This window comes from Desulforhopalus singaporensis (genome assembly GCF_900104445.1).
Lineage (GTDB): Bacteria > Desulfobacterota > Desulfobulbia > Desulfobulbales > Desulfocapsaceae > Desulforhopalus_A > Desulforhopalus_A singaporensis.
The window spans coordinates 121,902-147,289 of record NZ_FNJI01000007.1; the positions used below are offsets into that span (position 1 = coordinate 121,902).

General features: G+C 51.7%; 27 protein-coding genes. 8 read left to right on the forward strand and 19 right to left on the reverse strand.

Translation table 11 applies throughout. The features are described 5' to 3' along the window. The first annotated feature begins 107 nt into the window (after positions 1–107). Together mltA and BLQ17_RS06555 are read left to right on the forward strand one after the other, a co-directional pair. Entirely contained in the window at positions 108–1,295 is a 1,188-nt protein-coding gene (gene mltA, locus BLQ17_RS06550; protein ID WP_092221023.1) for a murein transglycosylase A, read from the forward strand. Positions 1,296–1,306: 11 nt separating this feature from the next. Beyond that, on the forward strand, positions 1,307–2,116 hold the full coding sequence (locus BLQ17_RS06555; RefSeq protein WP_092221026.1) for an SAM hydrolase/SAM-dependent halogenase family protein: 810 nt from the start codon (positions 1,307–1,309) through the stop codon (positions 2,114–2,116). A gap of 133 nt (positions 2,117–2,249) precedes the next feature. Here BLQ17_RS06555 and aroA read toward each other — a convergent pair whose 3' ends face one another. The 3 genes from aroA to BLQ17_RS06570 all read right to left on the reverse strand — a co-directional run bounded on the left by aroA (position 2,250) and on the right by BLQ17_RS06570 (position 5,333). Next, complete coding sequence (aroA, locus tag BLQ17_RS06560) at positions 2,250–3,533, reverse strand: 3-phosphoshikimate 1-carboxyvinyltransferase (RefSeq protein WP_092221029.1); 1,284 nt, start codon at positions 3,531–3,533, stop codon at positions 2,250–2,252. 79 nt (positions 3,534–3,612) lie between these two features. Beyond that, the gene (locus BLQ17_RS06565; RefSeq protein ID WP_092221036.1) at positions 3,613–4,557 is read right to left on the reverse strand and encodes a dihydroorotate dehydrogenase; all 945 of its coding nucleotides are present in this window, start codon (positions 4,555–4,557) and stop codon (positions 3,613–3,615) included. Further along, complete coding sequence (locus tag BLQ17_RS06570) at positions 4,545–5,333, reverse strand: dihydroorotate dehydrogenase electron transfer subunit (protein ID WP_092221039.1); 789 nt, start codon at positions 5,331–5,333, stop codon at positions 4,545–4,547. Before BLQ17_RS06570 ends, BLQ17_RS06565 begins: the two co-directional genes overlap by 13 nt. 70 nt (positions 5,334–5,403) lie before the next feature. Between BLQ17_RS06570 and BLQ17_RS06575 the strand changes: the two genes are divergently transcribed. Continuing rightward, a complete protein-coding gene (locus BLQ17_RS06575; RefSeq protein WP_092221042.1) occupies positions 5,404–6,195 on the forward strand; it encodes a prepilin peptidase in 792 nt (263 codons plus the stop codon). 41 nt (positions 6,196–6,236) lie between these two features. Here the strand turns inward: BLQ17_RS06575 and BLQ17_RS06580 are convergent, their stop codons facing one another. From BLQ17_RS06580 to BLQ17_RS06615, 8 genes are all read right to left on the reverse strand, one after another. Continuing rightward, entirely contained in the window at positions 6,237–6,869 is a 633-nt protein-coding gene (locus BLQ17_RS06580) for a flavodoxin family protein (protein WP_143005450.1), read from the reverse strand. A gap of 297 nt (positions 6,870–7,166) precedes the next feature. Further along, positions 7,167–8,345, reverse strand: a complete 1,179-nt coding sequence (dsrP, locus tag BLQ17_RS06585) for a sulfate reduction electron transfer complex DsrMKJOP subunit DsrP (RefSeq protein WP_092221048.1) — start codon at positions 8,343–8,345, stop codon at positions 7,167–7,169. A gap of 7 nt (positions 8,346–8,352) precedes the next feature. Further along, on the reverse strand, positions 8,353–9,180 hold the full coding sequence (gene dsrO / locus BLQ17_RS06590) for a sulfate reduction electron transfer complex DsrMKJOP subunit DsrO (protein ID WP_092221050.1): 828 nt from the start codon (positions 9,178–9,180) through the stop codon (positions 8,353–8,355). After that, positions 9,180–9,581: a sulfate reduction electron transfer complex DsrMKJOP subunit DsrJ gene (gene dsrJ / locus BLQ17_RS06595; RefSeq protein WP_092221053.1), complete on the reverse strand. Its 402-nt coding sequence runs from the start codon at positions 9,579–9,581 to the stop codon at positions 9,180–9,182. The genes dsrO and dsrJ overlap by 1 nt, the downstream gene beginning before the upstream one ends. A 28-nt stretch (positions 9,582–9,609) precedes the next feature. Continuing rightward, positions 9,610–11,241: a sulfate reduction electron transfer complex DsrMKJOP subunit DsrK gene (gene dsrK, locus BLQ17_RS06600; protein ID WP_092221058.1), complete on the reverse strand. Its 1,632-nt coding sequence runs from the start codon at positions 11,239–11,241 to the stop codon at positions 9,610–9,612. Between the two features lie 21 nt (positions 11,242–11,262). After that, a complete protein-coding gene (dsrM, locus tag BLQ17_RS06605; RefSeq protein ID WP_092221061.1) occupies positions 11,263–12,303 on the reverse strand; it encodes a sulfate reduction electron transfer complex DsrMKJOP subunit DsrM in 1,041 nt (346 codons plus the stop codon). Positions 12,304–12,407: 104 nt separating this feature from the next. After that, positions 12,408–12,923: an RsbRD N-terminal domain-containing protein gene (locus BLQ17_RS06610; RefSeq protein ID WP_092221064.1), complete on the reverse strand. Its 516-nt coding sequence runs from the start codon at positions 12,921–12,923 to the stop codon at positions 12,408–12,410. Between the two features lie 183 nt (positions 12,924–13,106). Next, positions 13,107–15,479 carry a carboxy terminal-processing peptidase gene (locus BLQ17_RS06615; protein WP_176761116.1) on the reverse strand — a complete coding sequence of 791 codons (2,373 nt, stop codon included), beginning with the start codon at positions 15,477–15,479 and terminating at the stop codon, positions 13,107–13,109. Between the two features lie 163 nt (positions 15,480–15,642). Between BLQ17_RS06615 and BLQ17_RS06620 the strand changes: the two genes are divergently transcribed. After that, complete coding sequence (locus BLQ17_RS06620; RefSeq protein ID WP_092221067.1) at positions 15,643–15,942, forward strand: nucleotide pyrophosphohydrolase; 300 nt, start codon at positions 15,643–15,645, stop codon at positions 15,940–15,942. Here the strand turns inward: BLQ17_RS06620 and BLQ17_RS06625 are convergent. The 8 genes from BLQ17_RS06625 to BLQ17_RS06660 all read right to left on the reverse strand — a co-directional run bounded on the left by BLQ17_RS06625 (position 15,939) and on the right by BLQ17_RS06660 (position 21,997). Beyond that, positions 15,939–16,439: a hypothetical protein gene (locus BLQ17_RS06625; RefSeq protein ID WP_092221071.1), complete on the reverse strand. Its 501-nt coding sequence runs from the start codon at positions 16,437–16,439 to the stop codon at positions 15,939–15,941. The genes BLQ17_RS06620 and BLQ17_RS06625 overlap by 4 nt on opposite strands. After that, complete coding sequence (hemA, locus tag BLQ17_RS06630) at positions 16,432–17,721, reverse strand: glutamyl-tRNA reductase (RefSeq protein WP_092221074.1); 1,290 nt, start codon at positions 17,719–17,721, stop codon at positions 16,432–16,434. Before hemA ends, BLQ17_RS06625 begins: the two co-directional genes overlap by 8 nt. Beyond that, entirely contained in the window at positions 17,711–18,538 is an 828-nt protein-coding gene (gene ccsB / locus BLQ17_RS06635; protein WP_092221077.1) for a c-type cytochrome biogenesis protein CcsB, read from the reverse strand. The genes hemA and ccsB overlap by 11 nt, the downstream gene beginning before the upstream one ends. 57 nt (positions 18,539–18,595) lie before the next feature. Then, a complete protein-coding gene (locus BLQ17_RS06640; RefSeq protein ID WP_092221080.1) occupies positions 18,596–19,303 on the reverse strand; it encodes a precorrin-2 dehydrogenase/sirohydrochlorin ferrochelatase family protein in 708 nt (235 codons plus the stop codon). A 35-nt stretch (positions 19,304–19,338) separates the two neighbouring features. Then, the gene (locus BLQ17_RS06645) at positions 19,339–20,034 is read right to left on the reverse strand and encodes a class I SAM-dependent methyltransferase (RefSeq protein ID WP_092221083.1); all 696 of its coding nucleotides are present in this window, start codon (positions 20,032–20,034) and stop codon (positions 19,339–19,341) included. Between the two features lie 30 nt (positions 20,035–20,064). Continuing rightward, complete coding sequence (uppP, locus tag BLQ17_RS06650) at positions 20,065–20,886, reverse strand: undecaprenyl-diphosphatase UppP (RefSeq protein WP_092221085.1); 822 nt, start codon at positions 20,884–20,886, stop codon at positions 20,065–20,067. A gap of 250 nt (positions 20,887–21,136) precedes the next feature. Further along, positions 21,137–21,346, reverse strand: coding sequence for a selenite/tellurite reduction operon protein ExtJ (gene extJ / locus BLQ17_RS06655; RefSeq protein WP_245695010.1), 210 nt, complete (start codon positions 21,344–21,346; stop codon positions 21,137–21,139). A 153-nt stretch (positions 21,347–21,499) separates the two neighbouring features. Beyond that, the gene (locus BLQ17_RS06660; RefSeq protein WP_092221091.1) at positions 21,500–21,997 is read right to left on the reverse strand and encodes a TlpA family protein disulfide reductase; all 498 of its coding nucleotides are present in this window, start codon (positions 21,995–21,997) and stop codon (positions 21,500–21,502) included. A gap of 223 nt (positions 21,998–22,220) precedes the next feature. Here BLQ17_RS06660 and BLQ17_RS06665 point away from each other — a divergent pair, with 223 nt between their 5' ends. The 4 genes from BLQ17_RS06665 to BLQ17_RS06680 all read left to right on the forward strand — a co-directional run bounded on the left by BLQ17_RS06665 (position 22,221) and on the right by BLQ17_RS06680 (position 25,388). Further along, the gene (locus BLQ17_RS06665) at positions 22,221–23,225 is read left to right on the forward strand and encodes a SurA N-terminal domain-containing protein (RefSeq protein ID WP_092221094.1); all 1,005 of its coding nucleotides are present in this window, start codon (positions 22,221–22,223) and stop codon (positions 23,223–23,225) included. A gap of 55 nt (positions 23,226–23,280) precedes the next feature. Beyond that, positions 23,281–23,946, forward strand: a complete 666-nt coding sequence (locus BLQ17_RS06670) for a helix-turn-helix domain-containing protein (RefSeq protein ID WP_092221097.1) — start codon at positions 23,281–23,283, stop codon at positions 23,944–23,946. A gap of 3 nt (positions 23,947–23,949) precedes the next feature. Beyond that, positions 23,950–24,714 carry a DNA repair protein RecO gene (recO, locus tag BLQ17_RS06675; RefSeq protein WP_092221099.1) on the forward strand — a complete coding sequence of 255 codons (765 nt, stop codon included), beginning with the start codon at positions 23,950–23,952 and terminating at the stop codon, positions 24,712–24,714. Between the two features lie 164 nt (positions 24,715–24,878). Next, complete coding sequence (locus BLQ17_RS06680; RefSeq protein WP_245695012.1) at positions 24,879–25,388, forward strand: hypothetical protein; 510 nt, start codon at positions 24,879–24,881, stop codon at positions 25,386–25,388.

Consider the following 25,388-nt stretch of genomic DNA (forward strand, 5'->3'; position numbering starts at 1 on the left):
TCTATAGTCTGCAGGTAAAAAGGTTCGCGGGTTTTGTGTGTTGATGTTGCAATTCAATCAAAAAATCTTTTCGATAAAAATGTCCATGAAGCATCCGCTCTGAAGCCATGAGAACTGTCCTGCGCATCCGGTTCCTGATACCGACTGGCTTCCTCCTGCTTCTTGTTTTCGCCTGTTCTCTGCTTTACCTCTATCGTTATCAACCCCTCCATCTGATTCCCCCCAAGTCAGTCCCGTTTTTCACCGACGACTTCGACCGGAATTCGCTGATCCTTGCGGCGGAAAGGCAGCAACGCTATCTCCTGCGGCAACCGCCTGAAAAAACAGTGCAGTTTGGCCAGAAAGCAATTTCCTGTCGATGGCTTCTTGTTTCGATGACCGAGCTTCTGGACAAGCTGCGCCAATCTCCAGACATCTGGGAATTCAACGAGTTTTTACGAAAAAATTATACGATATTCCAGGCTGGAGGGAGGAAAAGACCGGGCCCCCCGACCATGCTGGTGACCGGCTACTACGAGCCTCTTTTTGCTGGCAGCCTTATAGGCAAACCTCCCTTTGTTTACCCTATCTATTCGACCCCACCTTCCCTGATGGTGAGAAAAAACGGGGACGGCATAAGCAGCATCGGCAGATACGACCGCGTCAACAACTTTGTACCTTTCTGGAGCCGGGAACAGATTGAGAACCAGAACCTGCTGCGAGGTCACGAACTTGCTTATCTCGCCGATCCATTCGACGCCTACCTTCTCCATGTCCAGGGATCGGGCAAGATCCTCCTGCCCGACGGCTCCTTGCGCACGGTACGCTTTGCCGGATCAAACGGCCTGGAGTATAACAGCATCGGTAAATTGCTGGTCGACGAAGGGATTATGGATCTGGAGGATGTTGATATTGAAGCCATTCGGCAATATCTTGCACAAAATCCCGAGCAACAAAAACGCATACTGCACCACAACCCCAGATTTATTTTTTTCGGCTGGGGAAATAGCGAAAATCCAGTGGGCAGCAACGGTATAGAGCTTACTCCGGGACGTTCGGTGGCTGTTGACCAGAATTTACTTCCAGCCGGAACGTTCGCTTTTCTCAGCAGCTCCCGGCCGCTAATTGATGTCAATGGCAAGATCATCGGCTGGACTGGTCTTAACAGGTTTGTGTTCCCCCAGGATTCCGGAGCAGCAATAAAAGGCACCGGGAGGGTGGATTTGTTCTGGGGCAGCGGGCCACAGGCGGGAGCGGCGGCGGGCACAATGAAGCACCGAGGCAAATTGTATTTTTTTGTTAAAAAAGGCTTTTGAGGACAAAACTGATGGTTTCCCCTCCATTTCCGATCGTCACTCTCCTTACAGACTTTGGTCTGTCCGACGAATACGTTGGCGTCATTAAAGGGCTTCTGCACAAATTCTGCCCGGGAGTGCAGATCATTGACATTTCGCACACAGTCGACCCGCAAAACAGCAGGAAGGCAGCCCACCTGCTCACCAGGGCATACCCCTATTTTCCGCCCGGCACCGTCCACCTGATAATCGTGGACCCGGGTGTGGGGTCAACCAGGAAAATAATAGCCTTCAAGACCTCCGAGCAGATTTTTGTCGGACCGGACAACGGGCTGTTCAGCATGATCTTCAAAAAAGAAGAGATTCTTGCCATCCACCAGGTAACAGCCCGGCACCTGTTTCTACCAGCCCCCAGCAACACCTTCCACGGCAGGGATATAATGGCGCCGATAGCCGCAAGACTGGCAGGCGGCCTGCCCATCGAACAGGTCGGCCCGTCTATTTCGGTCGGTGACTGCATAGAACTGCCGACGCCGCAGATTCTCCGCGACCCGCAACAACTCACAGGAGAAGTGACCCATATTGACAGATTCGGCAACCTCTGCACCAATATAAGCAGTGAGGAAATTGACGTTTTTTCCGAAGGATGCGGTGTCGAAATCAACATCGGTCCAGTGTCCATCTCGTCGATATCACGCAGCTACAGCAGCTGCAACGTAGGACAGCCGCTTGCTCTTTACGACAGCCAGGGATTACTTGAGATCGCCATAAACTGCGGCCGGTTCGCCGCAACCCATGGGATCAAAGAAGGTGAGAAAATTACGGTGAAAAAAAACCTGTGATCATTTTCTCGATATGTGCTGCGGCTGCACCGCAGCTGTTCCTGCCTGCCGCACCCCGTTATATGCCGTAGCCGGCTTGCACCAATTTTCCCAAGCCTGACGGACGAACTGCCATGGGATGCGGCCGGTGGAGCTACCCTTTAATATAGAGCAACCGGAACCGCTCCCAGAAATCGGGAAACGATTTGGCAACACAGGACTCACCGGTGATCTTCACTCCCGGCACCCTGAGACCGGCGACAGCCATGCTCATCGCCATCCGGTGATCCTCGTAGGTTTCGATTTCGCCACCGTGGAGGCCCTGGCCGCCGTTGCCATGTATTACCATCGAATCCTCTTTCTCTTCAACATTTGCACCAAGCCTGGTCAATTCGGTCACCACCGCGCTGAGACGGTCGCACTCCTTGATCCTGAGATGGGCAATATTGTTAATCACCGTTTTCCCATGGGCAAACGCTGCCACCACGGCCAGGGTCGGAACGACATCAGGCATATTGCCCATATCCACCGTGATCCCCTCCAACCGGTCGGGGCCTGTAACCGAAATACCGCCACCAACCTGCCGCACCTCGCACCCCATACGGCCCAGAAGCGGAACCAGCATGGCGTCGCCCTGAAGCGATGGAACAGGGACGTTGGTTACCGTCACAGTTCCTCCGGTAACGGCCGCCGCCGCCCAGAAATACGAACTGTTGGAGGCATCCCCTTCGATGCGATACTCCCTTGATTGATAACAGCCCTGGGGAATCTCAAAATAGCTGTAGTCCTTGCTGCACTCGACCAGGATTCCGAAATCGGCCATCACCGCCAGGGTCATGGCAACGTATGGCTTTGACAACACCTCCCCCTCTACCCGGAGCACCGCCTTTTTTTTGGCATATGGCGCCACCAGCAGCAGCGAGGAGAGATATTGGCTGCTTTTTCCTTCAGGTAGAACCGTTTCCCCTCCTGCTATGCCGTCCAACCCTTTTTCGTTGATTTTAAGCGGCGGACAGCCGGTTCCCTTGACCGAAACTATGTCAACCCCCCACCCCTTAAGAGCAGACATCAGAGGCCCGATGGGGCGCTGGTGCATCCTGGGATCGCCGTCTATGATAAACGCTGATTTGCCCAAAGCAGCCACCGAGGTGAGCAATCGGGTCGCGGTGCCGTTGTTGCCAAGGAAAATGGGGTTGTCAGCCGGCTGGACTTTGCCGCCATTCCCCATGATTATCCAATCTTTTCCCTTTTCTATCGTCACCCCCATCTGGGCGAGCGCCCCTGAGGAATATTCTGTGTCTTCACTTTCAAGCGGCCCGATCAGGCGGCTTTTCCCTCCGGCAAGGGCCGCCGTTATAAGCGCCCGCTGAGTCAGGCTTTTGGAGCCGGGCACCTCTATTGACGCCTCGATTCTGCCTGTTGTCTCAATTTCTATCATTTGTATTCACTCATCTGGTTATGGTGCCGTTTTATAGCTAGCCCTGTCCGGTTCGCTATTTTTCCGGACAGTACGCTTGTTATTCTGTTATGAGTCCGCCGATAATTGACCTGATCGAGACCAGTTTCTCCGTCGTTGCATACTCGATCAATCCATCAATAATATCCTCGCTTGCCCGCGGATTAACGAAATTGGCCGTCCCTACCTGAACCGCGCTCGCACCGGCGAGCATAAACTCCAGAGCGTCCGTTGCGGTTTCGATGCCACCGATACCAATGACCGGAACCGATACCGCCCGAGCCACCTGGTAACACATCCTCAAGGCAACCGGCTTTATCGCCGGCCCGGAGAGCCCGCCGATAATGTTGGCCAGCGCTGGCTTTCTGGTCTTCAGGTCGATGGCCATCCCTATGAGGGTGTTGATCAATGAGACAGAATCAGCTCCTCCGTCTTCCACCGCCCTGGCGATCGCAACGATATCGGTGACATTGGGCGACAGTTTTACCATCACCGGGACATCAGCCCTATTCTTGACGGCTTTGGTGACGGACGCCGCCATGAGCGGATCGGTGCCAAAGGCCACTCCGCCCTTTTTGACATTGGGGCACGAGATGTTCACCTCGATTCCCGCAACCCCTGGAACACCGTTGAGCCTGGCACAGATCTCCTCATACTCACCAAGTGAATCCCCGAGAATGTTGACGATCACCGGCACTCCCAGCTTGGCAAGATAGCCCATTTTTTCGCTTATAAACCGGTCAACGCCGACATTCTGCAACCCGATCGCATTGAGCATGCCGCAGGAGGTTTCGGCAATTCTGGGCGGCGGATTGCCCTCCCTGGGATGCAGCGATATGCCTTTTACAATTACCGCTCCAAGCCTGCCAAGGTCCATGAGATCAGCAAACTCCCTGGCGTATCCGAAAGTGCCGGAGGCGGTCATCACCGGATTTTTTAACTCAAGCGAACCGATATTAACACTGAGATCGGGGCCTTGTTCATCCTTTGGTGCTAGATATTCCATGCTAATTTCTCCGCGTCAAATACTGGTCCGTGCACACACACATGGGTGTAGGTTCCATCCTTTGCCGGACGGGAGCAGCCCAGACATGCACCCATACCGCATGCCATGACACTCTCCACAGAGACCTGGCACTCGATATTGCGGTCGCGGCAGAACGCTCCCAGCGCCTTGAGCATCGGCTCGGGCCCGCACCCGTAAAGGACGCATGAAGGAGGCAAGGCGATGTTTTGCAGAAGTTCAGTTACAAAACCCTGTTGCCCAAACGATCCGTCGTCGGTTGAGGCGACGACGGAAGGACCGTAGACTTCGAAATCGTCGACAAGCGGTGCGACCTCGCTTTTGTCACGGCCACCGAGAAGAACGATGTCTTCTCCGCACTCTTTTTTCAGCCTGCAGTACTCCTTTACCAAAAACAGTAACGGCGCGATTCCCATGCCGCCGCCGACAAAGATTGCGGGTTTGGTGGAATTTAGCCGATATCCGCGACCCAGAGGACCGAAAACGGAGATCTTTTCGCCTGGCGAGACCTTTGACAAAAGATCGGTTCCCCTGCCGACAACCTTGAAATAGAGCTGCAGACTGCCGTCGCCCAGACATTGATGAATCGAAAAAGGGCGTCGTAAAAGGGGGTCTTTTGAGGTGGTGGTACGAACCATCACAAACTGGCCGGGTTCGGCACAACCGGCTATTTCCGGACAGTTGAGCGTGATACGATAATTTGTTGCGGAAAACTGTTCAACACGAGTAACAGTTGCATTTTCCTGGTATTGTGACATAGTTACTCAAACCTTTTATGATGATAATATTACCAGAAGATACATTCCTTGCGGAGTTATTGATTGCGTTATGGTTATAGAACATATTCTGACCGTTTTTGCCGCACTTTTAGGGGTCATTGCCGGCAGCTTCCTCAATGTCGTCATCCTGCGCCTGCCCGACCCTGACCAGTCGATCGTTTTTCCCGCATCCCACTGTCCGCGTTGCTCGGCCCCGCTTCACTGGTACGAGAACATCCCAATAGTAAGCTACATTGTTCTTCGGGGCAAATGCAATCACTGTTGCGGTGCAATTTCTCCGCAATATCCTGTGGTGGAACTGACAATGGGACTTTTAGCTGCAGCGCTTATCGCCAAATTCGGGTTATCCATCGTTTTTTTCTGTCTTTTCCTGTTTTCCGGAGCGTTGCTGGCAATAATAGTGATAGATATCCACCACCAGATTATACCCGACGCGATAAGTTTACCCGGAATAGTTGCAGGGTTGCTCTTCTCACTTGTAAGCCCCTCACTCAGCTGGCAGAGCTCACTTATAGGCATTGTCGCCGGAGGCGGGATTCTTTACGCAGTCGCGGCTCTTTATCTGATGCTGAGGAAAATCGACGGAATGGGGGGCGGCGACATCAAGTTGCTGGCGATGATCGGGGCATGGCTGGGCTGGCAATCGCTCCCCTTTGTCATCTTCACCAGTTCCCTGTCCGGTTCCATTGTCGGCTTGATCGCTATGCGATATCAGAAAAAAGGCGGCAGGACCAGGATCCCATTCGGCCCTTTTTTGTCAATTGCCGCCCTGGTATTCATGTTTTTCTCAGAAACCATTCAGTTCTACTTTCAGCTCTACCTCGCCGGGCAATGGCCCTGACCTGCAGTGCTTGCAAGTGAACCTGGGCAGAGGCCTGGGATCTATTTCGCTGTTATCTTTCTTCCCATTTCAACGCCCTGCTCAAAAGCGAGCGCAAACTGCTCCCTGCTGTGGCCATACCCCGGATAATGTCTCCTGAACCAGCTGCTTTCTTTTCTGACCATCCTGCCGGTCAGCTGCATGATGAGTCCGACAAACCTGAACGGCTCCTTCGTTGGGTGTTCAAACACCATGGGCGGCGTGACTTTGGCCCCGCATTTCAGCAATGTTTTCCTCATGCTGAAGTAGTTAAGCCTCCAGTACGACCTGGCGGAAATAATGACGGTCACATCCCTGTTACCGCATATTTTCTCCGCATATCTGTCCATGAAGTCAAGCACCGGACCCGAGGGGTTGTAGGACCATGTGGGGCCGGCTATAACGATGCGGTCATAGGATTCGTAGCATCTGTCGCTGAGCGGTTCAATCCTGTCTCGGTGCCTAAAGAAGGTGCGCGCCATCACTGCGACAAGGCGCAACACGGACCTGAAGGGAAGTTCGTAGGGCGCGACAGGCAGCAGCCGTTCGGCAACGACCTCCACCCCTTGCTGTTCGAGCCCCTGGGAAAACCGCTTGACCAGGAGCCTGGTCTGCTGGGTAAAAGAGTAGTATATGATCAGAACACGTTTAGCCATAGTCATCGCCGCGGTTGACATCAGGACCAGGAACAACAGTAATACCCCTTTTCAAGCAGGCACTTTCCGGCAAAAGAGCAACAATCAATACTGTAGTACCAATATTGAATTCTGCCACTATGAATTTAAAACAATAACAATCGGTTATCTCTCATCTCGATCCGGTGCTCACCTGAGAGGCGCCAGTTCACAGCCGGTTCAGGCAACTTGCAGCTGATCAACCGTATAACATGGTGCAACAAAAAAAAAAGCCTCCGACAAAGTCGGAGGCTTTTAATACGTGTCGAGGAACCGCTCTTAATGTCCTTCAACTTCGTGTTCTACACTCACCGCAATTTTATAGAGCATGGTGAGAACGAAGAACCCGGTAGCCCAGATTCCAAGAGTAATGCCGATCTCGTTTGCGGTAGGATAGTACTCGACGACTTCCTCAAGGGGGCTGACAGCCAGGCCACCCATGACAAACCCGAGTCCCTTATCGAGCCACAGCGCGATAAATATAGCAATACAGCCGATTGCCATGAGCGTGTCGGTATACACCTTGGCGATCTTCATGTAGCCAAACAGTGCCAGGCTGCCGAAGCAGAGGAACACCGAGGTCCACATAAACGGGACGAGGTTGTTGTAGACGTGTCCGTGATGCTCAAGACCGAAAAACAGATAATCGAGCGAATGCTTATGTCCGGGGATATTGGAGTAGTAACCTACAAAGAATTCGAGGCAGACAAAAAATGCGTTGATCAGGGCTGCGTACATGATGATCGTCGTCAGCTTGTTCATCGCCTCTTTGCCGGCGTCAAAATTAGCAAACCGCTTCATGATCAGACAGGCTAATGCTATAAGGGCCGGACCTGCCGCAAAAGCCGATGCGAGAAATCGCGGTGCGGTAATGGCGGTCAGCCAGAAATGACGTCCGGGCAGACCGCAGTAGAGCATAGCGGTGACCGTGTGGATCGAAACTGCAAACGGCAGTGAGGTGTATACAAAAATATAAACCCATTTCGGCGGCTTCACCTGCTTGCGCTCAGAGGTGAGGATAACCCAGCCGCAGATAATGTTAAGCGTGAGATAACCAAGCAGCACGCACATATCCCAGAACAGCATCGAGTTTGGGGTCGGATGAAGAATCATGTTCAACGCCCTCAGAGGCTGTCCGATATCGACCATGATGAACAGCAGACACATGACGATCGCCGAGATCGCGAGGAATTCTCCGAGAATGGTAATGCGGCCGAACACTTTGTAGTTGTGAATATAGTACGGCAGCACCAGCATCAACCCCCCCGCGGCAACCCCGACCAGGAAGGTGAACTGTGAGATATACAATCCCCATCCGAGATCGCGTCCCATACCGGTCAATCCCATACCATAGTTGAATTGCCTGATATAGCAGATCGCGCCCACTGCTATGAATGCACCCAGAATAGCGAGCCACATCCAGTATCTGGAATTACCTTTTAATACTTTTTCAATCATGACTCCCTCACACTATGTAAAAGACTGACGGTTTAGTTCCAAGAGCCGGTTTTCTCTGAATCGTGTGATTCTCCCTGAGAATCTTGGCGATTTCCGAGTCCGGATCATTTAGATCACCAAAGGTTATTGCGCCGACCTCTTTTAAAGCTTCAACACAGGCGGGCTCCAGTCCTTTGGCGAGCCGTTCACCGCAGAAATTGCATTTCTCGACGACACCGCGCATCCTGGTGGGAAATTCGGGGTTGTACTCCTTGATATACGGGCGAGGATCGAACCAGTTGAAACTCCTGGCCCCGTAAGGACAGCCCATCATACAGAAACGGCAGCCGATGCACCGGTGATAATCCATCGCCACAATCCCGCTCTTCTCAAGGACAAAGGTAGCCTTGGTCGGACACACCCTTACGCAGGGTGGCTCATCGCAGTGATTACATACGGCCATGAAGTCGTTATTCTCGGTGCTCTCGGAGGCATGATACGCTGAATGCTCCGGGAACACGTTGTTAAAAGGCGCTCTCCAGATCCATTTAATCTCAGATTTCTTGGAGTCGATCTGGGGAATGTTATGGGCCTTGTTACAGGCGTTGATCGCCTTGTCCATCAGCTCCGGGTGACCGTAGAACTTCCTCATGTCAAACACCATGCCCAACCGTACGCCGGAGGGCGTTTCCTGCTTGTGGGAGGCGTCGCTATTCCCCTGACCTTCAGCAACTGCGCCGTGACCTGAGGAAGCAAGAGCAGGAGTGGAAGTCAGTTTGACCACAGCGGGGGCGCTAATCCCTGCCAGTGCTGTTGCACCCGCAACTTTTAAAAACTTTCTTCTTTTCTTATCCATTAGTGTGTCTCCTTCTTTGACGCTGCCAGCGATGGGGTCAAATGGCAATCCCAGCAGTACGGGGTGACAGATGCGTACTCGTGACAGGAATCACAGAACTTCTCTTTGTTGGTATGACATTCCATACAAGCCATCTGCAGACCTTTACGATAAACCTTTCCTTCTACGGTAACTGTGGTGCGGTTTCCGTTGCGCAGTACGTCGTCTCGCCATTCATTGAGCATTTGCATATGACTCGCACGCATCTCGGCAGCAGGTGCGACACATTGTTTTTCACCGCCGGGTGGCAACTCGACCTTGGGTACCGTGCTAGCAGTCGAGAACGCATTGAACCAGAGCGGAAAAGTTACAAGCAGGACGAATATTATCAGTCCCGGTATAATTGTTACTTTGTTGTACATTACTTTACTCCTATGTTCTGTTCAGGATTTAAAAGAGCATGGTACGGAGGCCTTCCTCGAGTTCCGGACGGGTCTCTCCCTCCTGAACTATTGCGTTGGCCACAAGTTCAGTGAGCCCGCACACCCCGACCTCAGGATTCCAGTAATTCATAAGAGAAGTGAGTGTTGCACGGTCGATTGCACAGACACACGCCAGCATGTTTACATCGAATTTTTCGTGTACATACTTGACTGCATTTGCCCTGGGCAGCCCGGCGCGCATTCTCAGTTCCATAATTTCGTCGGTATTGAGCCCTGTTCCCGAACCGCAGCAGAAGGTCTGTTCACGGATGGTGTTTTCCGGCATTTCCACCCAGTCGACGACATGGTCGAGGATATAGCGCGGCTCATCCAGCAGCCCCATGGCCCGCGCGGTGTTACAGGAGTCGTGCCAGGTGGCCTTGACGTGCTTGTTGCGGCTTTTGTCGAGCTTGAGCTTGCCGTGGCGGATAAGGTCGGCGGTAAATTCGCTGATATGAACCATCTTGGTCGACGCGGCATTTTCAAATACGGTGCCGGTGATGGGTGAAACCGGCTTTTCAAGAAAATCTGCGGGGCCGTTCATGGTGTCCATGTACTGATGCAGCACCCGCCACATATGACCGCACTCACCGCCGAGAATGTATTTGACACCGAGCCGTTCCGCTTCGGCATACATCTTCGCGTTGAGTTTTTTCATGGTCTCGTTATTGGTGAACAGACCGAAGTTTCCTCCCTCAGATGCATAGGTCGACCAGGTATAGTCGAGGCCTATCGCTTCAAACAGGATCATATAGCCCATGGCGGTATAGAGGCCGGGCTCGGCAAAAACGTCAGCGGACGGGGTGATAAACAGGATCTCCGCGCCCTTTCTGTTAAAGCTGATGTTAGGCCGGACACCGGTCAGGTTCTCAACATCGTCTACCAGAAACTCGACGTTGTCCTTGAAAGTGTGAGGCTGCAGCCCCATGTGATTACCGGTACGGTTTGAGTTGGAGGCGGGCTCGAGAATCCAGTTGATCCCCACCCCGACCAGATGCAGCAGCTCGCGAAGCATCATGGTAACCTCTGCGGTATCAATACCGTACGGACAGAACACAGAGCATCTCCGGCATTCGGTGCACTGGTAGGAGTACATGAACCACTCCTTGAGTACGCCGACGGTCATTTCTCTTGCTCCGGCCATTTTACCGAGAATCTTTCCGGCCAGGGTGAAGTCGTTGCGGTATACTGAGCGCAGCAGTTCGGCACGCAATACCGGCATGTTTTTCGGATCTCCCGTTCCGAGGAAGAAATGACACTTGTCCGCACATGCGCCGCACCGTACGCAGCAATCCATGAAAATCTTCAGAGATCGGAACTTTTCGAGTCGTTCAGCTAACCCCTTGATGATTATATCCTTCCAGTTTTCCGGCAGTTTCCAGTCGTCATCTTCCGGCGACCACTCTCTGGAGTTTGGAAAGTGCAGCCCTTTCTGGCTGTCGAGATATGCTACTTTTTCCGCCTTTGCAGGGTAGGCGTAATTGCCAGGCTTGAAAGCAACCGGAATATCCATCCAATCCATGGTAGGTATCGCTCCTGTCGCCAAGGATGGTCCCTGCACTACGCTTTTCGATAATTGTTCTAATTTGGGAACTGACATCGTTGTCTAATCCTTATAAGCTTAGTTTTGGATCGATTTATCTGCCTCATCCTTTGCAGGAGACAATTCCTTTTCCACAGGAATTCCGGCTTCCACCATAAACTCACGGAACTCATCCTCATAGGCCGCATAGGAGTGAGGTTTAATTTCCGGATTCCATGGATTTACGTGGCGAACCGCACGGCTGTTGTTCTTCATGTTTCTGGTGGGACTCATGAACACTCCCCCCAGGTGCATCAATTTGCTGAACGGAAAATAGGCAAGCAGGACACAGACCAGAAAGAGGTGGATGTAGAAAATAGCCCCGATCTCACTTCCTATGGTCGGAGAGAAGGTAACAAGGCCAACGGCGAGCTGCTTGATATTGACGATATCTATATCGGTGCGCACCACGTACCGCATAAGAATTCCGGTCAGCGCTATGGTAAAGATGAGCACCAGCGGGAAATAATCGTTTACCAGGGAAATAACACGTACATGGCGGTTGATCAGCCTTCTTGAAAAGAGCAGGAGACAGCCGAGCAGCAAGCCGACATCGGTAACATACCAGGTCGGAGCACCAACCTGAAAAATCCCGTCGCCAAACTCGAGCCAGCCGATCCAGAAAGGTACCGGATCAAGAAAAAGACGCAGGTGCCTGAGGACGATCATCAGGAAGGAATAATGAAAAATCAGGGCAAACAGCCAGAGCCACTTTGATGACTCATAAGTGATCTGAGGGCCATCGTGAATCTCAGATTTGGTGTTTCTGAACAGTGACCTGAAAGTGACAATTTCCAAAAACATTCTTGCCGCAACCTCTGCCGTAGTGTTAGGCGCCTCAAGTTTGTTATGCTTGATGAAATCCAGCGATTTTCCCTGGCCGCAAGTTGTCTGGATAGAAAAAGGTACCGGGGATTTCGCCCAGTACACCACTCTATAGACAAAGCCACCAAGGAAGATCATCAGTGCCAGATACGGGAAAGCTACGCCAAACAGGTAGGGCATCCCTGGGATCTGTGATCCGAGCCAGGCAATCAATACCAACGCTATGACTGCCAGGAATGAGAAGGCATACTTCATTTCTTACCTCGCTTCAATTGAACTGTTTGTGGAATCCATGACAGCCGCACCCCCTGCCTCGACTGCTGAATACCGGTTAAATACCGTTGACCTAAGAAAAAACCTTATTTATTTTTTTCAGACAGCAAGTTCGATGGACACTTGGCGTCCGTTAAAACATGATTTCCAGAACGAATTTCGTCAATCCGCACTTTGTAGAGCCGTTCACGAAACCGCATGTAGATATCGAAGGCTGCCAGCACCGCCAGATCGACGGCGAAATCAAAATCATACAACTCGTCGACAAGATGTCTTCTTTCCTTGTCAGCCTTGAAAACTTCCCGGGTGATGTGTTTTACTGCGTTAAGCGGCGCAACAGCCTGAGACGGTGAAAATTCCTGCACCGCCCTGATGGCAAGCAACTGCTCAAGGGGCTTTTTGAACTGCTGGCTGTCTTCGCCTTTTGCCAGAAGAGAAAACAGTGCGGTCAATGCTTCCCGCGTATTGCCCCCAACCGGATTGGCAAATTGGTCTCGCTCCTTTTTAAAAAACTTCGAAGAACCGTAGGATGAAAGCGTATACTCCACCCACTTGTTAATTATTTTTTCTTTATGGTTCCGAAAACCTTCAGCGAGATCCATGAACAACCTACCCTTTCAGCTGGCTATTTTTTACTTTCACAACTGCTAACATCTTAAAACAAGGCCCTGAATGGCCATTCATAAAGGGCCATTTCTAGCATCTTTTCCCTAGTTTTTCAAGTAGATTTTTGTTTCCGGAAACCCTGCGCGAACATCTGTAAAGTTGAGTTTCACACGGTTTTTTTACCGGGAATATTCGATTATATCGCCTACGATATTTATCGCTTCACGGATGTATGGATCGCCGTTGACCTCGCTCAGCCATTCTTCCGGCGGGTTCTGTTCGTCTGCATCGCCCAGGTCGCCATCCAGCTCGTCCACAAGACTCTCGTCACGGAATCTTTTATAATACTCACCGACCTTCTGGCGCATCTCCTCAGATTCTTCCCGCTTGCCTCTCATGTCAGCCAAATTGAGCGAGACCATGGTATCTTTGCTTCTGGCCGCAGCCTTCTGCTCTTCTTCCTCGATTATTTTCAGTCCCTTATCCGCAGCCACACGCGTCCTCGACCTGTTTTTGATCTTCTCCAGGTCAAAAGGGCTCCTCCACAAGCTGTAGGGTACCGCTTCTATCGAGTCCCAGGGCAGGCTGTAATCGAGGTAACGCTCCCCGGACTTGATGTGCTCGAGCAGATTCGGCAACACGATGTCCGGCTCCACCCCTTTATATTGCGTAGAGCTCCCGTTTATCCGGTAAAACTTCTGGACCATAATCTTCAGCGCGCCGAGATCATCGTATTTCTTGAGGTGCAGAAGCGGTATTCTCTCATTGAGATCGAGGATGGTCTGGACCGACCCTTTACCATGGGTATGTGTTCCGCCGACAATGACAGCCCTCTTGTAGTCCTGCAGGGCGGCGGCGACGATTTCCGAAGCCGAGGCGGAGAACTTGTTGACGAGAACCACCAGCGGACCGTCATAATAGATGGCGCCGTTTTTGTCACTGAGCACCCGCTTTTCACCAAAACTGTTTTTGACCTGGACCACCGGGCCGACCTCGATGAACAGGCCGGTAATATCGACAGCGTCAACGAGGGCTCCGCCGCCGTCGTCGCGCAGATCGAGGATTATCCCGTCAACGAATTTTTCCTTGAGTTTTTCGATTTCCGCCCTGGTGTCATCGGTCGAGTTCCTGGCACGGCCGGCATTTCTTGCCCCCTCGAAATCGCGATAGAAGCTGGGGATAAAAATGTAACCAATTTTCCCGCCGTTTTCAGAGTCTAGAACCGTACTTTTGACAAAGGTCTCCTCTATCTGGACCACATCCCTTACAATCGTTATGGCCTTTTTGGTTCCATCTCCTTTTTTGACGGTTAAGGTAACAGCCTCACCTTTGGGGCCGCGGATAAGCCTTACTGCATCCCGCAACCGCATCTCGGTGATGTCTACCGGCTCTTCCCCCTCCTGCGCCACTTCAAGAATGATATCTTCAGCCTCGAGCATTCCCTGCCTGGCGGAAGCGCTGCCCGGGATTATCCGCACCACCTTTATAAACCCGTCGTCTTCACGCAGCAGCGCGCCGATCCCCTCCAGGCTGCCGCGCATGCTGATATCAAACTGTTCTTTACCGGCAGGGGGAATATAGTTGGTGTGCGGGCCGAATGCCCGGGTCACGCAGTTGAAAAAACGGTCGTAATGATCCTGCAGCGTCTCCTGCCTGAGGCGCTGGAAGAAACTGCGATTGCGTTTTTTCACCTTTTCGATCGCTTCCAGCCAAAGATCCCGGTCCGACTTGACCGTTTTATCGTCCTGCTCTTTTGCTGTCAGGTTGGCGTCACGTTCCTCCTCCAGATCCAGATACTGCGAGACAAGCTGGAGCTTGAGGATCTGCCGCCACCTGTCGCCAAGACTTTCCAGGTCCGCTGCAAAATCGTTTTTTTCAGGATCGCTCTGGTAGAACTCTTCCCTTGTAACCGTAAAATTGCCGACCACCAGCCCAGGTGACGCAGAACCGAACTGACGTATTTTCAGGACCTGGCCAGCCTCGATTTTGGACGGATCAACAAGTGCGTTGTCGGCTTTTATGTCATCAACCGTCACCCCGGTAAATTTACTGGCAACCGAGAACAGAGTTTCTCCGCTTTTTATCTGGTAATCGACAAATCCTTTGTGAAACCGGTGCTGCTCCTCCTTGCTGCCAAGTCCTGAAATCCGGTGTTCCCCGAGCATCCTGTCAACCATCGCCTGGACCTGGTTGATTCTCTGGTTAAGTATCTCATATCCGGTATCCGGCAGTACGATCTTGCCGCTTGCGAGGTTGTTGTCAATTTCAAGGGAATAGGATTTGAGTTTTGCTATATCCGCCCGGACCAGGAATCTTTTCTGGTAATCGAGCTGGTTGATATAGAGGTGAAAGGCTGCCTGGGAAAGTTCATCGTCAAGAGCCTTGGCGCTGTAATGAAGAGCTGGAAGCTGCTGGGACAGGATATACCCGATCAGGCGGTTACGCTTACGATCAAACTTCTGTCCGTACCCGGTTTGTCCAAAACTTGGGGGGACTAGGAAAAGACATAGCAGCAGCGGCAGAAAAAAAAGTTTTTTATTTGAAAAATTCATTGTACCAATTGTATCTCTCTGGAAATTCCAACAACCGTTGAGCTTTTAGGCCGTTGCAGGCAACCATACTAACAACTGTCCATCCCCAAAACTTCCGGCTTGCAGGCCGACTGCTGTTAGAGATAACAGAAGCCAACCACAAATACCATGACAAAGGCGTAATATGAAAAATTTACTGTCGGAAATTCGAAATTTCATTCACAAGCGGAACTGGCAACAATACCACAGCCCGAAAAACCTGGCCATGGCGCTTACCGTAGAAACCGCCGAACTGCTGGAAATTTATCAGTGGATGAGCGCCGAGGAAAGTGATAACGTCGACCCCGCAACCCTCCGTCACATAGAAGAGGAGATTGGCGATATACAGATCTATCTCGCCACCATTGGTGACCGTTACAATATAGACCCTGTCGAGGCGGCGCACAAAAAACTCTTGAAAAACGAAAAGAAATATCCGGCCTAGTCCGGACTACAGCACCGTTTTTCAAGCTCTTTGTATCTGGGCGCAAATTCAACTCCAAGCTCACCGGCATAGGCAACAAGCTCCGGATAACTGCAGTTGAAGGCAGATGGACCTGACCTGGACGGGGGCAAGCTCAGTTCGGCTTCGAGAAAGCGGACAAGGGCCTGGGCTGCCTCTGTCGTGACCGCTGCCGGGTCGACCTGATGCCTGGAACAAAACCTGACAAACCGCCTGTGGTTGCAGATCGACCTAGCAACCCCCCGGTACGCAGGGGTATCAATATTGTCGTGATCCAGATCACGCAGCACGATTTCACGATATCTCTCAACCGCAGCATCCCTGAGAGCTTTTACCTGGCCAGGTGAAAGCTTCAGCTTCGGGCCGTCTTTGGCGCGGGTCAAATGGTAAATTGCCGAATTGTAGGCGATCTCGGGTATTTCTCCGGAATACCTGACGATATACCACTCGTTTTCTATCAGCTGCTGTGTCTCACTCATTTTCCGAAGAGTTGCCGAGGCCGAACAGTTCTCTTACCGCCGACACCTTCTGGTCACGACGGTCCCGTCCGGCACAGGAATTGTTTTTCAGGTACATGAGCGGATTATGCATAATCTTATTTCCTATGGCCAGCGCCATTTTCTCCAGCCGCTGTTTATCCTTGGCCGAGATCGACTCGATTTTCGACACCGTCTTTGCCAGCTCGGCCCTTGATATCTGTTCAATCATCTCCCGCAGTTCCTGAATCGTGGGCGCGACAGCAAGGCTCTGATAATAGCGCTCAAACTTCAACGTTTCCTCATCAACGATCCGGGTTGCCTTAACCGCCTCCTTATCCCGCTCCGTCTTATTCATTTCGACAACATATTTAAGGTCGTCGATATCATAAAGATAGACATTTTCAAGGTCATTAAGCCCCGGATCAAGATCGCGCGGTACCGCGATATCGATAAAAAACAACGGCTTGTTCATCCTCGCCCGCATCACCGATTTTACCTCGTCGCGGTGGAGGATGATATCGGTCGCCCCGGTCGAACTGATGATTATATCGACAAACTCCAGCTGACCGACCAGCTCTTCGATTGAGACAGCGCTGCCGTGAAACCTCTTGGCCAGGTCAACGGCTCGCGACAGGGTCCTGTTGGCGACAACAACCTTTTTCACCCCTTGGCCGACCAGGTGTTCGGCTGCAAGCTCAGCCATTTCCCCGGCCCCGATCAGCAGAACCTTCTTCTCTGTTATGTTGCCGAAAATTTTCTTGGCAAGCTGTACCGCAGCATAGCTTATGGACACCGCGGCCGAACCAATGGCGGTTTCGGTACGCACTCTCTTGGCAACCGAAAACGATTTATGCAACAGTTTATTGAGCAGCGGACCGGTGGTGCCGAGACCGGCCGCATGGCGATATGCCTCTTTTAACTGGCCGAGAATCTGAGCCTCGCCCACGATCATCGAGTCAAGGCTTGCAGCAACCATGAACAGATGGTGCACGGCGTCATTGCCGCGAAGAATATACAGGTAGTCAAGGCACTTGTTCTTGTCGACCTGCTCCCCGAACAGAAAACGGATGATTTCATCCTCGACAGCCTCCCTGTCATCGACAACAAGCAGGAATTCCACGCGGTTGCAGGTTGACAGAAGATAGTACTCCCGCAGCCCCTCTGTCCCCCGCAGCGCGGTAAGCGGTGCTTCGTAGCCGTTTGAAAGCGCAATTTTTTCCCGTACTTCAACAGGCGTGGTTTTATGGTTTACTCCCATCAGGAGGATTTTCTCAGCTGGCATAACTATGGATCCCCCCCAGCAGATACGTTACCCCCCACAAGGTAAACAGAACAGAGGCAAAGCCGACTATAGCCATCACCGCAGCTCTCTTGCCCCGCCAGCCGACGGTAAAGCGCTGATGAATCTGGACCAGGTAGAGAAACCAGGTAATCAGTGACCAGGTCTCTTTCGGGTCCCACTGCCAGTAGGTGCCCCACGCCTGCCGGGCCCAGACGGACCCGGTTACTATTCCCAGGGTCAAAAAGATGAACCCTGCTGTAATACAGTGATTATTTAATTGATCAAGGGCATCCAGAGATGGGAAGCGGGAGAAGAAGAAACCGAATTTTTTGCTTTTGAGCTCCCGCTCCTGCAAGAGATACATCACCCCGCCGCAAAACGCCAGGGCGAGGAACCCGTAGGCCAGTACCGACACCCCGGCATGAACCGGCAGCCACGCACTCTGCAGAGCCGGCAACAGCGGAGGCATCTCCCTTGAGGAAAATAGCGAGATCAACAGCAGCACAAAGATGAGCACGGACACAAATGTGCCGAAATTTTTCACCGTGTAGCGCCACCTGAAAGAGAGATAAGCCCAGGTGGAAGCCCAGGCAAAAAAGATGACAGCTTCATGCTGCGAGATGATCGGGGTGTGTCCCCCCTGAAAAAAACGGCTCAGGATGTAAAGGGTCTGAACCACGCCGGAGGCCACCAGGATCATCCTGGCAATCTTCCTGACCTCGGTGTTCTGGCGGACGAAATAGACAAGATACGCCGCAACGGCAACCCCGGTCACGCCTAGTACCGTTATATAGAGGATATCACTTAGTTCTCTCATCTATTCTCCACCTGGTGTTTACAGCCCGCCCGACAGATCTTCACCTGAACAAGACCGTCAGGGCAAGGGATCCTGCATATTTTCAAAGCTGTCGTATTTTTCCAGAAATTTTTTCAGAAACTGTGAGCTGTCTATTTCATCTGGTAAAACCCTTACCAGCAGCATCTGCAGATCGAACCATTTGGCCTCCAGCACCAGGGAGACCAGCCCCTGGTCAAGCAGGGCTCGAAAAATTTCTCTATTGCGCTCCGATTCTCCGCCCACCCTGAGGACCTCGGTTCGTATCCAGGCCAACAGATCCAGGACCCCTTCGTATTCCGGAGAAATAACAGTTTCCAGGGACTCCCTTAGCTTTCTTGCAAGAGCGGGGCTCCCTCCCCCGGTCGACACCGTTACCAGTATCTCGCCGCGGCGAAAATGCGCCGGGACATGGAAATGACTCCCCTCCGGGTCGTCTGCACTGTTAAGCAACGCCCCGGAAGCGGCAGCCTGCTTGGCCACCGTTGCCTGCACCTCCCTGTTATCGGTGGCGGCATAGACCATGAAAGCGCCCTTAAGGTCCCCATCGGCAAATTTTCTCGAAAACCATTCCAGCTGTTTTTTCTCTGCGAGGCTTTCAATTTGACCGACCACCTCCGGACTGATGACCCGGACTCTTGCGCCCGCTTCGATAAGCGCTCTGGCTTTTCTCAAAGCCACGTTGCCCCCACCGACAATCACGCAGAGTATATCGACAAGATTCAGATTAATAGGATAAAGATGCATATCGCGCCCAGAAAATACCTCTTTGTTGCAAACCTCTATTTCTTTTTACGTCGCAGCCGGTTGACTATGATCGTAATATTTTTCCCGTCTCTTTTGATATTCTGTTCTTTAAGAGCGATATCAAACTCTTCTCCGGCTAGTTTGAGAAATTTCCACAGGCTTTGTCTCTTCGCGTCATGGGCCAGCATTATCGTCCCGTCCGGTTTGAGGCTTGTGTCGAACACCCTGAGCAGCGGGGCGAAAAACTCTTCACGAAAAAGAATTTCGGCACCGGCAAGTACATCAAAAGGTTCGAGGGACGGCGGATTCAGCCAGTCGAGATGACAAAAATGGACATTGTCAAGCTTTGAGGCGGCAGCACTCACTCTTTGGAAATCGAGAATAATGTCCTCATAATCACTGAGGGTTACGTCGAAACCAGCGGCGGCAGCCATGAGCCCGGGAGCCCCGAGTCCGGCACCGAGCTCGAGAAGACGCTTCCCCTCAGTACGCTGCTGGTTGGCAAGGACATAGGACAGAATAATGGCACTATCCCACAGCCGTATCCAGAACGGGAACTCGGAGACATCGGCAAACGGATCTTTGCCATCGAGAAATTGTTCGAGATCTTCGATTTTCAGGAGCCGGATTTTTTTCTCTCCAGCCTTGAGAGTGTCAAAGGTAAGTTTGTATTTACTGCGGATACGGTTATATATTTCCCGCTCCAGTTCCGGTAATGTACGAATATCCATTTAGAATCGCCCGGTGTAAAAATTAATGTATTACGGATAAACAACGTTTAATACGTAGTAACCAAGCCCCGCTGAAGCAAGCAGCAGGCAGTAATAGCCGAACCACTGCAGCCGGTCTTTTTCTATGATATCGAGCAAAAATTTTATTGCCAGGTACCCCGACACCGCAGCAACTACCATACCGGCAGCAAGATTGCCCCAGATTTCAGCGGCGGGCGGCTGGGCCAGCAGCTCCTTGGAATGCAGTACCACCGCTCCGAGGATCGCCGGTATCGACATAATAAAAGAGAACCTGGCAACAGTCTGACGCGGAACCCCGAGCGCCATTCCCATGAAAATGGTCGATCCGGATCTGGAGAGACCGGGAAGAATAGCTCCCGCCTGGGCACAGCCGACCAAAACGCTGCGCCACCAGGTAAGCGATTTCTCTTTTTTTGGCAGATACCGCGCGCAGATCATCAGGATGCCGGTAACAATCAGCATTATGTAAGCCACAAGAACCGAGCTAAACAAACTTTCTATCCGGTCCTTGAAAAACAGGCCGACAACCACAGCAGGCAAGGTTGCCACTATAACATATATATCCCAGAGAAAGAAAGTCCTGGTGTCCCGATCGGTTTGCCCGGTCAGCACCTGCAGCGGAGCCATTGCCATCGCCTTGATCTCCCGCCGGAAAACAAGAAGAACAGACAACAACGTCCCAAGGTGCAAACAGACGTCAAACACAACCCCCTGCTCCTGAAAATTCATGAGCTGAGAGCCTATTACAAGATGACCGCTGCTTGAAACCGGCAAAAACTCCGTAACTCCCTGGACAACCCCCAGAATAACCGCCTTGAAAAACTCCAACATAAGCCTCTATAAACTCCCGGCACGACATCAGGCTAACCCACGATTGAAGCCATCGACCATCCCGCCGATGCCGCCGGAACACCCATATCCATTCAAAAAGTCCCGCCACCGGGTGACGAATGCACAGGACTCCTTTGCCCGCGGGACAATCCGGCTCATCGACCACAGCCACCAGGGACAAAAAAAAAGGTCGGCTGATCAAAAAAATCAGCCGACCCCTAATGTTACTTGAAAAAAGAGGCTATGTCAATTAGCAACCCTCGACAGCAGCCGTCTTCTTCGTTTGGACTTTCACCTTGTCACCAGCTTCAAGCTTGTCAGCCTTTTTGCAGGTCATGGTCACCTTGTCACCATCAACCGAATCAACGGTGCAGTTCACTTTTGCAGCAAAACCAACGCTTGCCGTGCTCAGAGCAAAAACCACTGCCAGCATAAGAGATGCAAACTTCCTGTTCATCATTATTCTCCTTTATTGTGTATTAGTTTTTTTAGGAGCATTGCCCCACCTGAGAATTCATATTTATTTCTCCAGATACGCTAACACCGGGCATTGTATTTCATTTTTTGGTGGAATGCAAGGGAGATAACCTAACACAATGATTTTCAATGACAATCAGTTGAGCAGACTCCGGACATCCTTGTCCAGCACCTGGTGGCCGACATAGCCCGTATATTTTTTCACCACGTTCCCGGCCCGATTTACCAGAAACGCTACGGGAATTCCATAAATACCGCCAAAGTCTCTGGCCGTTCCCGCTCCCGCCATGAGCACCGGATAGTTGATCCGTTTTTCTTCGACAAACTCGGCGACGGTAGACACTCCCTGCTGATCAACCGACAGACCGACCACGGAAAAGCCGTCCCTGCCGTATTTTTGCTGCAGTTCGTTTAATACCGGTACTTCCGCAGCACAAGGCGGGCACCAGGTGGCAAAAAAGGTCAGCAACAGGACTTTACCGGTAAAAAAACTCGAATTGATCTTTTTCCCGTCGCTCACGCTCTCCAGGGAAAAGGTTGGCATTTTGGTGGCGGCCAAACCGGCTGTCGTCGATCCGAAAAGGAAAATAACTGTGAAGAGGCAACAGATTACTGAACTGCTTATTTTTTTCATCAACAGACTCCCTGAGAGATTTCATTATTCATATTTCTATGATATACTTATGCGTCAAATTATTCCACAACTATCAGAGCGCAGGATAAAATTACGCTAAAACGGCCGGTTACATTCTTGCGCAATTTGACAGGCAACAACAGGAAATAATCGTTGCAGAACACATTCGCACCTCCTTTACCGGAGGCTACCCTACACTATTTGTCTGCTGAACAGGAATTCAATGAAACAATTTAATTCTTTTTCGTTTTCATTTCCCGCTGCCTCCTTATCGGTACTGGTGCTGATCTTTTCAGCATGTTTTTTTTGCCGGGCAACGTCAGCGGAAATGATTGACAAGGTGGTTGCAATCGTCAACGACGATATTATTACCCTCAGCGAACTCGAAGCTGAAACAGGGGAACTGTACCAGTCCATTGCCAAGGTCAAATCAGGTGAGGAACTGCAGGCGGCAATCAGCGAGGTCAGGGAAAAAACACTGGATTCTATGATCGATCAACGTCTTGTTGAACAGCGAGCGGCGTTATACAATATCACGGTCACCGACGACGAGGTAGATGCGGCCTTTAGCGGCGTCAGGCAGAAAGCGGGCCTTGACTCCGGTGAATTTCTGCGCAGGCTGCAGCTTTCCGGGTATACCGAAGAGAGCTACCGGAAAAACATCTATTCATCGCTGCTACAGAACAAGCTGCTTGCCATTGATGTCAAGTCCAAGATCATCGTCTCCGACGAGGAGGTTCTCGACTATTACGATCAAAACTATACCAGCCGGATGGAAGAGGACGGGTACTATCTGCTCCAGATCGGCTTTAACTGGAAAGATGGCGACCTGGACGACAAAAAGCGTGCTTTTGAGTTGGCCACGCGGGTACACAAGATGGCCCGCGACGGAGACGATTTTCACAACCTGGCGAGAAAATATTCGGAACTTCCATCGGCTGTCGATGGCGGCGATATCGGAGTCTTCATGCTCGATGAAATGGTTCCGGCAATGCGCTCAGGTGTGGCAGGTCTCTCTCCCGGAGAAATAAGCGACATTATCCAGACACCTGCGGGATACCAGTTTTTCAAGCTGCTATCGAACAACAACGAGGCCATTGTTACCACCGCCCCATACGAAGCGGTGGAGAACGAAATCCGGGAAAAGCTTTACCAGACAAAACTTGAAGAGGCGTTTCGCAACTGGGTAATACAACTGAAGGACAAAGCATACATCCAGAAGCTATAGGCCGGACAAGAAAAAGGTCCGGTCCGCTTCTCAAATCGAATATTGAAGCAAGATCATGATGTCAGAAGAACACGAACAACAACACACTCCGCTGGGAGAATATCTGCGGTCTAAGAGGCACCAGCAGGGACTGGATCTCGACACTGTGGCGACCAGGACCAAGATATCCCTGAAAAACCTCTCCGCCATCGAAAGTGGCAGCTACGAAAAGCTTCCGGCAGAAGTTTTTGCAAGGGGATTTTACCGGCTCTACGCCGAGTTGCTCGGCCTTGATCCTGATGAAGTGCTGGCGTCTTATGACCTGGAAAAAACTCACCACCCAAAAGACGGGCTCCATGAAAGCCGGGTGCGCATTTTCCATTCCGAGGATGTCGGCAACATGGCCGAGAGACCTTCATTCTTCTTTTTTTCCTCCATCGGGTTGCTGCTGCTGGTGCTATTGCTGTTCGGTGCATTTCTCTGCTGGTATTTTTCATGGAACCCTGCCACCTTTCTCAGTCAGAAGTTGCGCAGCCTCCAAACCGTACCCGAAACTGTTGAACAGGTCCACAATGACCGTAGCGGGAGTTCACCGCTTGCGCTGCTGAAACATATGCCCTCACTGGAGTTCCAATCCACGGCAGTTGCTTCACAGCAATCGCCCGGTAACCCGTATTACGATTTCTGCATTGAAACTCAGCAACAACCTGCCCGTTTTCAGACCAATCCCCATTCACCTTAAACCATGCAAGAGGATGCGCTTGTCCTGGATACCGTCGACCACGGCGAGTCCGACCTCATCGTCACCTTTTACGGCCACCGGCTGGGTCGTCATTCAGCCATCGCCAAAGGAGCCAGGAAAAGCAAAAAGCGATTCGTCAACAAGCTGGAGCAGTTCACATTCTTAAATATCACCAGCACCATCAAGGCCAACCGTTCACTGGGGTTTCTTGTCGAGGCCGAACTCTACACGAGCTTCCCGGGCCTTCGTCGTAACCCGCGTCTTTACATCATCGCCTCCATTGTTGTCGAATTCCTGCTGCTTGGCACCAGGGAAGCGGAGCCTGACCCGAAAATTTTCCGTCTGAGCCTTTGGGCGCTCCATAATATCGAACACACCCCCCACCCCATGGCGACACTTGCCCTTTTCCTTATCCGCTATTTTGGATTGCTCGGCTACCGTCCGGACCTCGACAACTGTGGCGGCTGCAACGAGCCCTTTACCAACGACGCAACTTACCGTTTTGATCCTGCGGGCGGTCGTATTGTATGCTCGAACTGCCGGTCCGACGGGCATTTTGTTATCCCCGTCGCCAACGGCACCATCAAAGCCCTTCGGGCCGCCCAACAACTCGACCTTGACCGCCTGCAGCGGGTGAGTTTGAAAGGTACCATTCTCGAACAGTCTTTGACTCTTGCCCGCAGCTTCGGATATCACATTTTTCAGAGGGAGGCCGTATCCTGGAAAACTCTGAAAAATTTCGAGTCACCCAAAGATAACCCTTTATAATTTTTCACTTTTACTGTATTAACTAACAATTAATATAAGTTCATTGGCCTGCCGGTCTCCATGACCGACCGTGCCTTTTTTCCGCAAAAATACTGCAAAACCAAGGTCGCCGGGCAAAACCTTCCAAGCCGTGCCACTTTGCAAAACAACTCATTCAATCGACTATGAAAAAAGCAATACTTGCAGCTCTCCTGATGACGATATTTTTTTTCCCCCCAACCGGCTTTGGTGCCGAGCACCGGTTGGGGGGCGGAACCAACTACTGGGTAACACTTGACGATATTACCGACAGCGACGACAATGGCATCGACGACGACGGGTTTTCGTTCATCGCGTCCTACCAGTACCGCGCGGGTCTTTTGGGGTTTGAAGCCGACCTCGAACTACTGCCGGACAGGTTCGGGGAAACGGCCATCGCTCCCCAGGCCTATATCCTGCTGGGAAAGGCGATCTATGTCGCAGCGGGCATCGGAGTGGTGTACAGTGACGACGAGTTTGCAGACGAGCCTTTTTTCGGTTTGCGCGGCGGTTTTGACATGGAGATTCTCCCCGGCATATATGCCGACATCTACGCCAATTACCGTTTCAACGACCGCGCCTCCCTCGATAACGAGGACACCGACATCGACACCGACACCGTCTTTCTCGGGGCGATGGTGAGGCTGAGCCTTTAA

Coding starts and splice junctions, on each gene's coding strand:
- mltA (WP_092221023.1), top strand. CDS start 108: ATGAGAACTGTCCTGCGCATCCGGTTCCTGATACCGACTGGCTTCCTC.
- BLQ17_RS06555 (WP_092221026.1), top strand. CDS start 1,307: ATGGTTTCCCCTCCATTTCCGATCGTCACTCTCCTTACAGACTTTGGT.
- aroA (WP_092221029.1), bottom strand. CDS start 3,533: ATGATAGAAATTGAGACAACAGGCAGAATCGAGGCGTCAATAGAGGTG.
- BLQ17_RS06565 (WP_092221036.1), bottom strand. CDS start 4,557: ATGGAATATCTAGCACCAAAGGATGAACAAGGCCCCGATCTCAGTGTT.
- BLQ17_RS06570 (WP_092221039.1), bottom strand. CDS start 5,333: ATGTCACAATACCAGGAAAATGCAACTGTTACTCGTGTTGAACAGTTT.
- BLQ17_RS06575 (WP_092221042.1), top strand. CDS start 5,404: ATGGTTATAGAACATATTCTGACCGTTTTTGCCGCACTTTTAGGGGTC.
- BLQ17_RS06580 (WP_143005450.1), bottom strand. CDS start 6,869: ATGGCTAAACGTGTTCTGATCATATACTACTCTTTTACCCAGCAGACC.
- dsrP (WP_092221048.1), bottom strand. CDS start 8,345: ATGATTGAAAAAGTATTAAAAGGTAATTCCAGATACTGGATGTGGCTC.
- dsrO (WP_092221050.1), bottom strand. CDS start 9,180: ATGGATAAGAAAAGAAGAAAGTTTTTAAAAGTTGCGGGTGCAACAGCA.
- dsrJ (WP_092221053.1), bottom strand. CDS start 9,581: ATGTACAACAAAGTAACAATTATACCGGGACTGATAATATTCGTCCTG.
- dsrK (WP_092221058.1), bottom strand. CDS start 11,241: ATGTCAGTTCCCAAATTAGAACAATTATCGAAAAGCGTAGTGCAGGGA.
- dsrM (WP_092221061.1), bottom strand. CDS start 12,303: ATGAAGTATGCCTTCTCATTCCTGGCAGTCATAGCGTTGGTATTGATT.
- BLQ17_RS06610 (WP_092221064.1), bottom strand. CDS start 12,923: ATGGATCTCGCTGAAGGTTTTCGGAACCATAAAGAAAAAATAATTAAC.
- BLQ17_RS06615 (WP_176761116.1), bottom strand. CDS start 15,479: ATGAATTTTTCAAATAAAAAACTTTTTTTTCTGCCGCTGCTGCTATGT.
- BLQ17_RS06620 (WP_092221067.1), top strand. CDS start 15,643: ATGAAAAATTTACTGTCGGAAATTCGAAATTTCATTCACAAGCGGAAC.
- BLQ17_RS06625 (WP_092221071.1), bottom strand. CDS start 16,439: ATGAGTGAGACACAGCAGCTGATAGAAAACGAGTGGTATATCGTCAGG.
- hemA (WP_092221074.1), bottom strand. CDS start 17,721: ATGCCAGCTGAGAAAATCCTCCTGATGGGAGTAAACCATAAAACCACG.
- ccsB (WP_092221077.1), bottom strand. CDS start 18,538: ATGAGAGAACTAAGTGATATCCTCTATATAACGGTACTAGGCGTGACC.
- BLQ17_RS06640 (WP_092221080.1), bottom strand. CDS start 19,303: ATGCATCTTTATCCTATTAATCTGAATCTTGTCGATATACTCTGCGTG.
- BLQ17_RS06645 (WP_092221083.1), bottom strand. CDS start 20,034: ATGGATATTCGTACATTACCGGAACTGGAGCGGGAAATATATAACCGT.
- uppP (WP_092221085.1), bottom strand. CDS start 20,886: ATGTTGGAGTTTTTCAAGGCGGTTATTCTGGGGGTTGTCCAGGGAGTT.
- extJ (WP_245695010.1), bottom strand. CDS start 21,346: ATGATGAACAGGAAGTTTGCATCTCTTATGCTGGCAGTGGTTTTTGCT.
- BLQ17_RS06660 (WP_092221091.1), bottom strand. CDS start 21,997: ATGAAAAAAATAAGCAGTTCAGTAATCTGTTGCCTCTTCACAGTTATT.
- BLQ17_RS06665 (WP_092221094.1), top strand. CDS start 22,221: ATGAAACAATTTAATTCTTTTTCGTTTTCATTTCCCGCTGCCTCCTTA.
- BLQ17_RS06670 (WP_092221097.1), top strand. CDS start 23,281: ATGATGTCAGAAGAACACGAACAACAACACACTCCGCTGGGAGAATAT.
- recO (WP_092221099.1), top strand. CDS start 23,950: ATGCAAGAGGATGCGCTTGTCCTGGATACCGTCGACCACGGCGAGTCC.
- BLQ17_RS06680 (WP_245695012.1), top strand. CDS start 24,879: ATGAAAAAAGCAATACTTGCAGCTCTCCTGATGACGATATTTTTTTTC.